The sequence below is a fragment of the Flavobacterium sp. B183 genome (assembly GCF_023539155.1).
Taxonomy (GTDB): Bacteria; Bacteroidota; Bacteroidia; order Flavobacteriales; family Flavobacteriaceae; genus Flavobacterium; species Flavobacterium tructae.
In genome coordinates, this window is record NZ_CP097434.1 from 292,988 (window position 1) to 305,916 (window position 12,929).

11 protein-coding genes are annotated in these 12,929 nt (G+C 31.7%); all 11 read right to left on the reverse strand.

Annotated elements, in window-relative coordinates:
* Position 1 precedes the first annotated feature (1 nt).
* Genes M4I44_RS01350 through M4I44_RS01400 form a run of 11 tightly spaced genes read right to left on the reverse strand, consistent with a single transcriptional unit; the run spans position 2 to position 12,929 of the window.
* Positions 2-871, reverse strand: a complete 870-nt coding sequence (locus tag M4I44_RS01350) for a hypothetical protein (protein ID WP_249966304.1) — start codon at positions 869-871, stop codon at positions 2-4.
* 6 nt (positions 872-877) lie between these two features.
* Positions 878-2,512: a hypothetical protein gene (locus tag M4I44_RS01355; protein WP_249966305.1), complete on the reverse strand. Its 1,635-nt coding sequence runs from the start codon at positions 2,510-2,512 to the stop codon at positions 878-880.
* Positions 2,505-4,043: a glycosyltransferase family 2 protein gene (locus M4I44_RS01360; RefSeq protein ID WP_249966306.1), complete on the reverse strand. Its 1,539-nt coding sequence runs from the start codon at positions 4,041-4,043 to the stop codon at positions 2,505-2,507. The genes M4I44_RS01355 and M4I44_RS01360 overlap by 8 nt, the downstream gene beginning before the upstream one ends.
* 4 nt (positions 4,044-4,047) lie before the next feature.
* Complete coding sequence (locus tag M4I44_RS01365) at positions 4,048-5,199, reverse strand: glycosyltransferase family 4 protein (protein ID WP_249966307.1); 1,152 nt, start codon at positions 5,197-5,199, stop codon at positions 4,048-4,050.
* 3 nt (positions 5,200-5,202) lie between these two features.
* Positions 5,203-6,084 carry a hypothetical protein gene (locus M4I44_RS01370; protein ID WP_249966308.1) on the reverse strand — a complete coding sequence of 294 codons (882 nt, stop codon included), beginning with the start codon at positions 6,082-6,084 and terminating at the stop codon, positions 5,203-5,205.
* The gene (locus M4I44_RS01375) at positions 6,084-7,517 is read right to left on the reverse strand and encodes an MBOAT family protein (RefSeq protein ID WP_249966309.1); all 1,434 of its coding nucleotides are present in this window, start codon (positions 7,515-7,517) and stop codon (positions 6,084-6,086) included. Before M4I44_RS01375 ends, M4I44_RS01370 begins: the two co-directional genes overlap by 1 nt.
* Before the next feature lie 17 nt (positions 7,518-7,534).
* Complete coding sequence (locus M4I44_RS01380) at positions 7,535-8,635, reverse strand: glycosyltransferase family 4 protein (protein WP_249966310.1); 1,101 nt, start codon at positions 8,633-8,635, stop codon at positions 7,535-7,537.
* Positions 8,626-10,017, reverse strand: a complete 1,392-nt coding sequence (locus M4I44_RS01385; RefSeq protein WP_249966311.1) for a hypothetical protein — start codon at positions 10,015-10,017, stop codon at positions 8,626-8,628. Before M4I44_RS01385 ends, M4I44_RS01380 begins: the two co-directional genes overlap by 10 nt.
* A gap of 60 nt (positions 10,018-10,077) precedes the next feature.
* Positions 10,078-11,211, reverse strand: a complete 1,134-nt coding sequence (neuC, locus tag M4I44_RS01390) for a UDP-N-acetylglucosamine 2-epimerase (RefSeq protein ID WP_305881776.1) — start codon at positions 11,209-11,211, stop codon at positions 10,078-10,080.
* Complete coding sequence (gene neuB, locus M4I44_RS01395) at positions 11,204-12,244, reverse strand: N-acetylneuraminate synthase (protein WP_249966312.1); 1,041 nt, start codon at positions 12,242-12,244, stop codon at positions 11,204-11,206. Before neuB ends, neuC begins: the two co-directional genes overlap by 8 nt.
* 16 nt (positions 12,245-12,260) lie before the next feature.
* Entirely contained in the window at positions 12,261-12,929 is a 669-nt protein-coding gene (locus M4I44_RS01400; RefSeq protein ID WP_249966313.1) for a cytidylyltransferase domain-containing protein, read from the reverse strand.

The following is a 12,929-nucleotide window of genomic DNA, read 5'->3' on the forward strand; positions in this document are numbered from 1 at the left end:
ACTATACTTTTAAAACTACTAAAATATTACCCGCTGTTAATTCTTCATGAGAATACTTACGATAATCTTCGTGCAATAGTACTTCTTTAAACAGATTATACTTTTGAGTTCCTTCGTTAAGACTTTCATAATCTAAATGCATAATTTCAAAATTATACTTTTTAAATATTTCAAGAAATTGAGGTAATCTTAAACGATTATGATAATCAAATTTGGTATGAATTCGATTCCATTCTTTCTTACTATACTTCAAAAAATCCTGCATAGACAATCTACTATCTGCATGTTGTCTTAAATCACTTGGTGATATAAAATGAATGACGTAAGTGCCTTTTTTAAGCTCCTTCTTCATTTTTTCATGCAATGCATCAACGTCATTCTCATTCATATGTGAAAGTACATAACGTGAAAAAACAATATCGGCATCTGGAAAACAATTATTTACAACATTGTACTTCGGAAAATATTCAACATCAGTCGGAAGTCCATATTTACTATCTACATTCGCCAGAACCTCACAATTATATCTTTTAGAAAACAGACCATTTAATTCTAAAACAGTTTCTTTTTTAAAATGCTGGTTGATATCAAAAGTATAGACTTTTTTTACCGCAAACTTATATTTAAAAAAATAAGGCATCCCAGGAAACCAGCCAGAACCAAACTCAAAAACAGTCCGCCCTTTTGCATCTATATTCAAATCTTTTAAAACTTTGGAAAGTCTTAAATACGTTGACTCAACACTTTTTAAACGATCTTCTAATGGTGATTTATCAAAAAAACTTTGAATTTTATGATAACAATAATCACCAACTTTATTGGGCAATAAAGCTAATGTCTTAAATAATATAGTTTTTAATTTATGATTCATTTTTAATTATACTACTTTTCGCATTTGTAAACCCGTATTACTTTTCTCGAATAGATTTCCTTGAAAATCTATATCTAATAATAAATTTTCAAATCCGGACCAATATTCAATTAGCTCAGTTAGAGTTGGGTTCCAGATCTCGTTGTTTTTAATTTTATTTCCTAAAAATTCGAAATTTTTAGACACTTTTTCATCTATTATAGCCGATGAAGAAAATAATCTTCCTTTATGATAATGCATCGGAACTGAAAAATAGGTATGTGCTATAAAAACACCACTTTCATTGATCAAAGTACTAATATTCTCCTGAGATAAAGATTTTTTAAAATCCAGCATTTCTAAAGTTTGAAAAATATAAAATTCTTTCTCTGCAATACTATGTTTAAAAACGATAGGAGAATATTTTGCTAATTTATAAGGCCTATTTTTCTTCGTCTTCCAAAATAATAAAACAGAAAAAATAGAAGCTCCAAGTTTTAAAAGATCATTTATTAGTGGAAAAAATGATTTTATTTTTTTTTGAAAAAATACCTTTTTAAAATTTGACGCTGTACTTCTGTACTTAGAAATTAAATCCTCATCATTGTAGTAATGAAAAATAATATTTTTAATTATTAACTGTATTTCCTTCGCAAATCCCTGATCTTTATTCCCATTATAAAACCCTGATAGTGTAAAATGTTCCGTGTTAAATTGATTGATAACTCCTGTAGTTGCTGTACCTGAATCAATGTAATTCCAAAGTGTATTAATTTTTTTATCTTGTAGAATTTCTTCAAAATCACAATCGGTTAAAACACCTTTTCTTAAAAGAGAAAAATTATAAGGCTGAAACCCATGATCAATCCATACTTTAATTGGATCAAATGGAGGTTTGAACTGTTTAAAATCCTGAAAACTTGCATCATTTGATTTCAGAGATTGTGAAAGCGAATGATAACACAATTCGTGTCCGGATTCACTCCATTTTAATAATTCTTCTGCCTGATTTTGATAAGAGGCGTTATTATCTCTTTTAGAAAAATGATTTAAAAAGAATCCTTTAGTAATTTTTATTTGGTGTTCATTGAAAAACTTTCTTTGTATGACCAAATTCTCTTCAGTGTCAAAATCGCAATGATCTGTGAAACAAGCTACAGCAGAAAATGGAATTTTAGACCTGCTAAACTCAATCCCACATTCTTTAGGATATAATAATGCCGGATTTTCAACAAAATCAAACTTTTGCCTTGCCTGATAAGCTGTTTTTCTATTCTCACTTCCCAAATAACTTGCTATCGGTGCAGCATTTTCTGGATTAAATCTCCATAACAAAACACATGGGGCATTTTTATCAATTTCCCAAATTCCACTTGTTATGTTTGCCTGAACGACTTTATCATTCTGAAATTTTACAATTTTGGGACTAAACTCATTAGCTATAAAATTAGTTCTCAATTTTTGCCATGTATAGTCGTGGTTTCTAAACTGTGCTACCGGCTCCGAAAAAACAATTTTTATATCGAATGAATTACAATCGGAAAGATTAATCGAAGACAAATCAATGATAACTTTGTTCATCTGATTATCGAACAGAATCTCACGATTTTCTGAAGATTTTAGTAATGTAATAGATTGTATCAAAGATTCCGGTTTATTCATGCCTCTTTCCTAATTCTATTAATCTGCCAGCATAAAACAGGGACTTTTTAAATTGCAGGTTTTTATAGGGTAATCTCAAAAAACGATAAAAAAAGCCTCTTTTAGCCCCCTTAAAAAGATATAGAAAAAAATGTTTGTGTTTGTATTCTATTACTTGCTGCGGTGTAAAATTCTTTATAATTCCATACATAACTGTTGGGCTAGGAACTGGTTTTATCCATTTTACAGCTTCTCCTTGTTCCCAAGGCTGAGCTTTTCTTTTTTTTCCTAAAATTTTAGCCTGATTACCCCAAAAACGATAACCTCCAACTGGGGGTTTTAAATGCAAAATTGGAGAAAATGGGTTTGAAACCAGTACAACTCCTAATTTAGCCAGTGAAAAACCAAAATCACTATCTTCACCATAACCTCCGTCAAAATTAACATCGTTTCCCTTTAATTTTCTAACATACTCTGTTTTTACACAAGAATTGGCATTACTAAATGTATCTGAAACACCAATTTTCCATCTCTGATCCTTTAACTTTTCTAATTTTAAATCAAGATCTTCTAATTGTTGGTATTCATTATCAGCCCTAATATCTAAACCATTGTTAGCATATGTCTTATACGTTTGTAATACTTTGAGATGATTTTCTATAAAATCTGATTTAAATCGAATATCATCATCCCCAAAAACGATATAATCGCCTGTACATAAATCAATCGCTTCATTTCTCGCTCTACAACTTCCTTTGGTCTCTTGCCATTTTACAATTAATTCAAAAGGATATCTTTTTTCCTGATAAAGTACTTCGTTTCTTTGTTCTTTCGGAGTAGCATCAACTACAATCACCTGAGAAACCGGATAACTTTGATTGACCAAATCATCTAATAAACTGAGAGTAAAATTCTGTCGCATCATTGTTGGAATAATGTAACTTACAGAAGGTTTCTCTTTTATTTCGTTTAATTTTCGAGGCTTGACAAGTGGTTTTATTTTTGATATCTTAAAATTTTTCTTTGCAAAAAAATAAGCATTCCATTCCTTCCATTTCCATAAACCTTCTCTATAAAGCATAAAAACAGAGTGCTCTTTTTTGAAGTTTTTTATAAAAAAAATATATCTGTCTTTTACTGTTATGTTTATTTCCTCTTTAATAGTCTCTTTGAATAAATCTTTTACATAAAGGGGAATTGCTGCAGAATTTCGTAAAGCATTATAACCAAAATCCAGCGCCTGCATTTGATTGTTTTTATATTCAGAATCAAACCCACCTAAAGTTTCCCATACAGATTTACGAACTGCAAACGAGTTTGGGTTAATTCTCCAACTTACACATTTGTCCAAATTATCAAAATCATTTATGTACCAAAAGAAAGTAGCAGTTTGATATACTAATTCAGGAAAGGCATTTTTGTACCCCTGTTCAAATGAACTATGCCAGATATCTCCAGCACCGGAACACAGATCTTCCAGTTTTTCTAAATCAGGCTGTCCATTGTAAAGAATAATCTCTCCACCAGTTGTTATAAATTCATTCAGTTTCATTTATTTATTCCTGATTTATTACTTTTCTGTAAAAATTAATATTGTCGTCCACTATTTTTGCCCTACTGAAAAACTGTTCTACTCTAATTCTTGCATTTTCTCCCATTTCTTCTGCCTCGACTGGATTATTCAAAAGCTGAAGGATTTTAGCAGCAAATATATCATGATTGGAAGGATGAGCCAAAAAACCACTTTCTCCGTCAACAATCATTTCTTTTGCCCAACCGATATTTGACGCTACAATTGCTTTTTGCATCGCCATAGCCTCAAGCCACGAAACCGGAAAAGCCTCAGCAAATGAAGGAAACACACAAATTGTTGCTTCTTCTATTTTACTTTTAATTTCAGAATAAGGAATACTCCCCAAATATGACACCTGTTTATTTGCCTTTTCTGAAAATGATTCCTGCATCATCTTCCAGGTCGAAGAATTACCAGAAACAATATCCGGTACATCTTTACCAATTAAAACTAGTTTTGCCTCCGGATTACTCTCTACTACTTTATTAAAAATGTAAGGTAGCTCCAGAAGTCCTTTTTTTCTAATTAAACTTCCAAAATAGAGTATATTTTTATCGCTCTGAGAAAAACTCTTCACTGACTTAAACAGATCTATATCAATAAGATTCGGAATAACTGTGAAGCTTTCATTTAAACCAAAAACAGCATTTGTTGTAACTGCTGCAAATTGACTTACAGACAATAAAGCAGCTGCTTTTTTTAAAGCATGTTTTTCATGAAATTTATTTACCCATTTAACAGGGCGCTCGTCCAAATGGCAAAAATAAGCATCTGAGCCGTGTAATCGGATTATTAAAGGACATTCACGAGGCTGAATAAAGGAAGTGATTCCTGTCCAGTCAGGTGCTTCTACTAAATCAATCTCTTTGGCAGTATACAGCTGATCGATAATCTTTTCTATCTTTTTCCTAGTGAGGAACCATGATAATCCTTTAAATTTTACATTCTTTATTTGCTGAATAACAATTCCGTCATCATTAAAAATACCTTCTTCTTTCTGACCATACACAAGAACCCGAACTAAAATACCCTTTGCTAAAAGACCAAGTGCTAAATTCTTAATACTTGTTCCAATACCTCCGGAATTTCCAGTTTTAAAATGTGGGTATTCGGGTGTTAAAAAGGCTATTGTCATAATTTATTTACCGAAAAAGTCTTTTAAAATTCGGGAGGTAAACATTGTTGCTCCGGTATTAGTCATATGTCCACAAGATGAAAAATATTTATTTTCTACGACAACATTCTCATAATTGTAAATTTCCGGATAAGCTTTTTTTACTTTATCAAAATAATTCATCCCTATAACATTTTCACACATTGGTGTCATTACAGCAATAAAATTGATATTGTTGGCTTTACAAATATTTTTAATCTCTTCGTAATATTTATTATGGGGTAAGGGATTTAGATTGACAATATTATTTTTCATATTACCATTCTTGTGCTTCTCCAACGGATAATAGCCTAAATTATCTAATGAATTTGTTTTTTTATGAATTGCTGTGAAGAAAGTTTCTCTAAATCCGATTTTAGAATCATATTTTATATATCTATAGAATGGGATATAATACAACTCGTTGAAGTTTTCCTGATTCGAAAAATGCTCTCGAATGACATTTGAATTGTGAATATAAGGCAAAAACAAAGCTGCAATACCCTCTGCTTCCTGATCATTTGAAAGATTCAAATCGGCCTCAAGAATTACATTTTTGATTTCATATTTTCGTTCGATCATTAATTTTAACATCAATGAAGCTTCAAACAAATGTCCGCCACTCATACCATAATTAAAAGCTTTCAATCCTTTGTCTTCAAACATCTGAGCGACAAAGTGGTTATTGGCTCTCGAAGAACCTAAAATTACCACATCTAATTTCTGAGCTTTAGAATTAAAAACAGTTTCAATTTTTCCTCTGTTTTTTGATTGCAAAAAAATGAATGTATACACCCCGTCCAACAAGATTGCAATCAGTAATACTGTTGCTAAAATCTTAGCTGTATAAATTAAAAATTGTTTCATTAAAACTGAAAATATATAAATTCTTTGTAATCTGAGTATGTGCCAAATGCCAATACCGCTCCTATGGCCAAAGCAACCCTCAGCATACTTCTTTTCCCTGACAAGGGTTCTACTTTAGTTCGATTATTCCATTCTACTAAAACAAATAGTCCTATCATCAACAATAGTTCGTAGTTATATCTCTCGTTGTCCAGATATTGAAAATTAAAATCTCTATTGAAAATTATTCGTTTTAAATAAGATACAGCATCCGTAATTGTTTTGGCTCTAAAAAACACCCACGCTATACAAGTAATCAAAAAGGTAAACAGAATACTTAGTAGTACTTTTATCGAATCAAAGTTGAAGCTGAGCTTAATATCATCTATGTTATTCCTGTTACTATTTGATAAAAGCAATGGTAAAAAGTACATGGCATTTATAAATCCCCATGCGATATAAGTCCAATTAGCTCCATGCCAAAATCCACTTACTACGAAAATGATAAATGTATTTCTGATTTTCATCCATAATCCACCTTTACTTCCTCCTAAAGGGATGTATAAATAATCACGAAACCAAGAAGAAAGCGAAATATGCCATCGACGCCAAAACTCTGCAATATCCCTGGAGAAATAGGGGTAATTGAAGTTCCTAAGCAGATCTAAACCAAATAGTTTTGATACTCCCAAAGCGATATCTGAATATCCCGAAAAATCACCATAAATCTGGAATGCGAAATACACGGCCCCCAAAATAAGAGAGAAAGAATTCATTGAAGGATAATGATCAAAAATGGCATTAGCATAAGTCGCACAAGTATCTGCTATCACTACTTTTTTAACTAACCCCCAAATAATTTGACAAACCCCTTCTTTAGCAGTTTGAAAATTAAACTCTCGTTTTACCTTCACCTGAGGTAATAAATGTGTTGCTCTCTCTATTGGCCCGGCAACAAGAAGCGGAAAGTAACTTACAAATAAGGAATAATCTACAAAGTTGTACTCGGCTTTTATACGCTTGTAATAAATATCAATTACATAGGATAACCCATGAAAAGTATAAAATGAAATTCCGACCGGAAGAATTACATTTAATAATAATGGGCTGCTTTTTAACCCTGCTGAACTTAATAATTCTGCAAATGATAATGCAAAAAAGTTATAATACTTAAAAACCCCTAAAAAACCTAAATTAACTAAAATACTAAGCCAGAACCAAAACTTTCGACTCCGTTCTGTTTTTCCTTTTTCAATTTGAATTCCTGTATAATAATCCAAAAAAGTAGAAAATACCAACAAAAACAGAAACCTCCAATCCCAGCAAGAATAGAAGTAATAACTGGCAACAATTAATAAAGCATTTTGAGTACTTTTGTTTTTATTGAATACAAACCAATATAGAAAAAAAACGATTGGTAAAAAAATAGCAAAAGCTAAGGAATTAAAAAACATCTGTGGTTTTTGAAATTTTAAATATTAGTATCACTCTGCATTAGTAATTTAAAATGGTTTTCCACCATTTTCGGCAAAGAAAAGGAATTCGAAATTAATTCTCTTGTATTCATTGAGATCTTTTTATTTCCTAAAAAAAGATCTTCCAGAATTTCTGCCAAAGCTTTTACATTTTTGGCCTCAAAAATATATCCATTCTCTCCGGAAGTTATGGCTTCCCTATTCCCTCCAACATCGGTTGTAATTACGGGTACATTTGCAGCAAGACTTTCTAAAATTGATAAACTAAAACATTCCATATGCGTAGGCTGCAGCATATAATCATATTGCGAAAAAATCTCATTTAAATTAGGCTTGCTTCCCATAAAATCGAAATTATTCTGCAATCCTAATTTTTCGATCTGCTCAAACAGTTTCTCTTTATAAGGTCCGTCGCCATATATCGCAATATGAATTTGACTTTTGACTTGGAAAGTAAGAAGGCTTACCGCCTCAATTAAATCCTGAATTCCTTTTGATTCTCTAAGATGAGAGGCCACTAAAAAACTCGGTTCTATAGTAGCCCTAGTTTTTCTTACTGCTATGGCATCTAAAATAACACCATTATAAATGGTTAAAGTCTTAGATTTTAAATGCCCCCCAAAATCTTTCAAAAGTTCATTTACGGTATAATTCGATACTCCAACAAAGACATCAATATACCTTGAAAATAAAATTCCTTTTACCCTCTTTTTTATTCTCTTTTTGAATGGATACCCATTTAAAGGTCTTGGGTTATGATCAACCGCTATTATTTTAGCCCCTGAAAGCTTCTTTACTTGAAAGAAAAAAGGTGTACACAATTCTATAAAATGAGTAATTATATGCGTATACTCAGGTTTATTTATACTGCAAAAACTAAGAAAATAATTTTCTACATTATTAATTTTACTACTATTGATATTCAAAGCTGAATAAAGTCCATGATCGGATTGATTTGGAAAAAACCAATCTACTTCAATATCATTTTCTTTGCATTTTTTATCAAAATACCAGAAAAAATAGTCCATCCCCCCAACTCTTTCCGGAAGCAATTCATAATTGCACAAAACTGCTATTTTACTTTGATTTAAGCCCATTTTAAAAGTGTCTCAGCGATTCTTTTACCTGTTCTTTGCAATGGCTTGCTAACTTGCAATTGGAGCAATTGTTTTCTGTTTTCTGAATCCAATTTATGATTTTCCAGATATAAATTTATTGCATCAACTAACTCTTCTTTACTTTTTACAATTTTTGTTGCCTTACTGTTTACAACATTTTCTATATGAGCGTAATTTAAAAATCTTTGATCATCATATAATCCATTTTTAGAATTACCAAAAACGGTATTTATTACAGGTTTGTCAAACTGAATAAAATCCAGACTCATCGTGGACAACATATTGATATTAAGATCTGAATATTCTAACAGGCTTCTTAAATCTTTAACATCTTCAATTGAAGGTATTCTTTGTGACCAGGATTCCTGATGATTTTCTCTTGATAAATTCCATTTTGGATAATTCCACTTTATAAAAGGAAATTTTTCTACATATTCAGAAAAACGAATCGGGTCTTCTGCCGGAGAGGTCCTAATAATAAGATTCACCTTTTTTATTTCTCCTTCTTTTATAGCATTTGCGATAATCTCAATATACAATTCATCATTTTTACTAGTTGCAATATCTCCGCAACTAAAGCAAATTGTTTTAAAGTTTGAATTTAATTGGAACCTTGAAATGAATTCTTCTCGGGAAACTTTATAATGATCTAAAACATAAGGTTCAAACTGAGGAGTTCCTACAACTTCAATGTTTTCGGATTTAACAGCTGAATAAAATTGCTGCAATTCAGATTTCATCAAATCGCTCCAAACCAAATAATAATTAAAATTAGCAGCCATTCGGCCTTTTGATGCCAAATTATCCCAGCTAAAAATAAAAGAAGCTGTCTTAACATTTAGTTTTTCTGCCTGATAAACCAATGGGGCTATAAATGGAGGTCGTTGATGTGTAAAAAACAAAAGATCAAAATTCTCTCTTATCAACAGCTCTCTGTAACCAACTGTTTTTGAGTCATTCTTAAAAGACAATTGTTGCCAGAAATTAAATCTTTGAATCCATTTTTCTGAATGCAAAACCGATGTTACTTTAAAAATAAAGCGCGTTGCATAACCTCTGTTGCTTTTAGAAGTCGATGCATTTATTTTTAAACTATCCTGAATACCAAAATTATTCTTTTTGTGCAATTTTAAATGGGCAACCTCTTTTGCTTTTCTAAAAAACCAAGTCTTAAATTTTTCTTCAAAAACATCCAACTCGATAATTCTTGATTTTGCAACAAAACCAGAATATATTGTAGATGGTAAACAAGAAAGAATTACCACCTCATCAAATGTCTTTTCTGCCTCAACCAAAAAATCACTTAAAATGAAATTCCTGAAACCAACGCCATCCGTAATTACTATTCCTAGTTTTTTCATTTCTAATCTGTACCAAAAAGGCGATATATTATGTTAAAAGATATTTTTCAATTATAAAAATCAAATATCTCTGAATTGTTTTTGATGATTGAGTTGCCAAATGTCAGTTTTTTGAAGACATCGAAGAAATAATTCATTACTATTCCCTTTTCCGAAATCATCCTGAATACTTTTTACCTCATGTAAGTTAATAATCGAAAGTGCTTTTTTTATTCCTGTTTCAGAATAGTCTGTATTGATAATATCAGCATGTATTGCCCTGTTTTGCTGGCGAGTTCCAATATTTATAATTGGAATTCCATAATAAGGAGCTTCTCTAATTCCGGCACTACTATTACCAATAATAAATTGACTGTTTTTTAATAAGGTCAAAAAATACTCAAATCGCAGAGATGGAAAAACCCTAAATCTTTCATTTCCTTTTAACTTTTCATAGGCCTCAAGAATAAATTGGCTCCCTAAATCATTGTTTGGAAAAATAACAATGTAATTATGCTTGTCTGCTAACAATGAAGTAACAAAATTCTCTACATAATGCTGCATCTCCCTAATTTCGGTAGTAACCGGGTGAAACATGACCACGGCATATTCTTCAAAATCTATCCTATAATAGGCTTTCGCAATATCTAAATCTGGCAATTGATCTGAAAACATAATATCTACATCTGGTGAACCAATTGTAAATATCGATTCTTTGATTTCTCCCATTTGTATCAATCGTTTCTGTGCTTGCTTATTAGAAACAAAATGAATGTGACTTAATTTACTCACACTATGACGAATTAATTCATCTACAGTTCCTGAAACTTCTCCGCCTTCAATATGTGCGACAAGAATATTATTAAGCGATCCTACAATAGCTCCGGCAAGAGTTTCAACTCTGTCACCATGAACAACTATCATATCCGGATTTACACCTTTACAATAAGCCGATAATCCCTCTATGGTTTTTGCAAGAGTTAAATCCATTGTGGTTTCGTCAGTATGATTTTTGAAAGTGTGAATGTTTTTAAAATTACATCTTTCAATTTCGATTAAAGTGTAACCATAAACTTCCTGCAAATGCATTCCGGTAACAAAAATATACACTTCAAAATCTTCTTGTTTTTCAAGAGTTTGAATTAATGACTTTATTTTGCCAAAATCTGCACGCGTGCCTGTAAGGAATAGAACTTTTTTAATTGTGTTATTCAAAATCAGAGAAATCTAATTGTTCATCATTTTCAATATCACGGGTTGCCACTTTTCCAATTAAATCATTAAAATGTTCCGCCAGAATTTTACCGGTGCCGGGACGTTTCACCCAAATATTATCTTTGGTAAAAACATCTCCTTTTTTTATCTCTTTAATACTACAAACAGTAGCAAAAGCAAAATCTATCGTAACTTGCTCCTCTAAAGCTGGTTTTTTTATTCCGCCCCGCATCTGTGCCATTTCTGCTGATGAAACAATTAATTCCTGACAAGTCTTTTCATCCATACTACAAACAATGTCCGGACCTGTGCGTTGCATATGGTCTGTAAAATGTCTTTCTAAAATACTTGCTCCAAGTGCAACAGCACCTAAACAGGCATTGTTATTTAAAGTATGATCGCTCAAGCCAAAAACTTTATCCGGAAAAGCAATATGCAATTCTATCATTGCGCCAAATCTTACCAAATGAATTGGAGTTGGATATAAATTTGTGGTGTGCAATAAGGCAACCGGAATATTATGTTTGTCAAAAATAGCGACTGCTTTTTGAACACTTTCTATCGTATTCATTCCTGTACTTAAAATTACCGGCTTTCCAAATGAAGCAATATGTTCAAGGAGCGGATAATTATTACACTCTCCTGAACCAATTTTATAAGCCGGTATGTCGAATTTCTTCAATCGATCAGCTGCAGCACGAGAAAATGGCGTCGAAATGAAAATCATTCCTTTACTTTCTACATAGTTTTTAAGTTCTAATTCATCGGTTTCATTCAATGAACAACGTTCCATGATTTCGTAAATAGAAACATCTGCATTACCCGGAATCACTTTTTTAGCCGCACCACTCATTTCATCTTCAACAATATGAGTTTGATGTTTTACAACTTCAACCCCTGCTCTATGTGCTGCATCAACCATTTCTTTGGCTACCTGCAAAGAACCTTCGTGATTAATTCCTATTTCGGCAATTACTAAAGGTCGAAAATCCTGCCCGATTTTTCTTCCTGCTATTTCTATATATGGATTCATAAAGTAGGTTTGGTATTTAGGGTTTTATATATATATGATACAAATATTCGGTATAATCAAAATCTTCCTGAGTATCGATATCTACGTTGGCAAAAATATGATCTATTTCGAAAGGAAATGCATCTTCGGCAATAATTATATCTTGTAAAATTAAAGATGCTTTTGTGATATAAAGTAATCCGTTTTCAAAATAAAGAGGCTCAAGATCCTGACTTCTTTGTCCAATTTCATAATTATAGGGAACAAATTTTTGGTCGATGATTTTTCCTAATTTTTTATGATTTCTTGAAACGGTAAATAAGCTGTTAAAGTTCTCTTTCTGATAAATTTTAAAAGCATCTTTCAATAAATTATCAGGACGAAATGGATTTGTTGCTTGTAATAGGATAACATTTTCAACCTCAGTATCAATACTTTCTAAAACATGTTTTAAAGCCGAAACTGTCGGCTCAAAATCTCCCGAAATATTCTCAGGTCGGTCGATAACTTTTGCACCATATTCGAGAGCTATTTTTTTTATATCCTTATCATCTGTCGAAACATAAACCTCATCTATAATTTCACTATTTGTCTTCGCAAATAATATACTAAATGAAAGCAATGGCATCCCATCCAGTAGTTTTACATTTTTTTGAGGTAATCTCTTAGACCCGCCTCGAGCAGGAATGATAACGATATTTTTCAT

Coding starts and splice junctions, on each gene's coding strand:
- M4I44_RS01350 (WP_249966304.1), bottom strand. CDS start 871: ATGAATCATAAATTAAAAACTATATTATTTAAGACATTAGCTTTATTG.
- M4I44_RS01355 (WP_249966305.1), bottom strand. CDS start 2,512: ATGAATAAACCGGAATCTTTGATACAATCTATTACATTACTAAAATCT.
- M4I44_RS01360 (WP_249966306.1), bottom strand. CDS start 4,043: ATGAAACTGAATGAATTTATAACAACTGGTGGAGAGATTATTCTTTAC.
- M4I44_RS01365 (WP_249966307.1), bottom strand. CDS start 5,199: ATGACAATAGCCTTTTTAACACCCGAATACCCACATTTTAAAACTGGA.
- M4I44_RS01370 (WP_249966308.1), bottom strand. CDS start 6,084: ATGAAACAATTTTTAATTTATACAGCTAAGATTTTAGCAACAGTATTA.
- M4I44_RS01375 (WP_249966309.1), bottom strand. CDS start 7,517: ATGTTTTTTAATTCCTTAGCTTTTGCTATTTTTTTACCAATCGTTTTT.
- M4I44_RS01380 (WP_249966310.1), bottom strand. CDS start 8,635: ATGGGCTTAAATCAAAGTAAAATAGCAGTTTTGTGCAATTATGAATTG.
- M4I44_RS01385 (WP_249966311.1), bottom strand. CDS start 10,017: ATGAAAAAACTAGGAATAGTAATTACGGATGGCGTTGGTTTCAGGAAT.
- neuB (WP_249966312.1), bottom strand. CDS start 12,244: ATGAATCCATATATAGAAATAGCAGGAAGAAAAATCGGGCAGGATTTT.
- M4I44_RS01400 (WP_249966313.1), bottom strand. CDS start 12,929: ATGAAAAATATCGTTATCATTCCTGCTCGAGGCGGGTCTAAGAGATTA.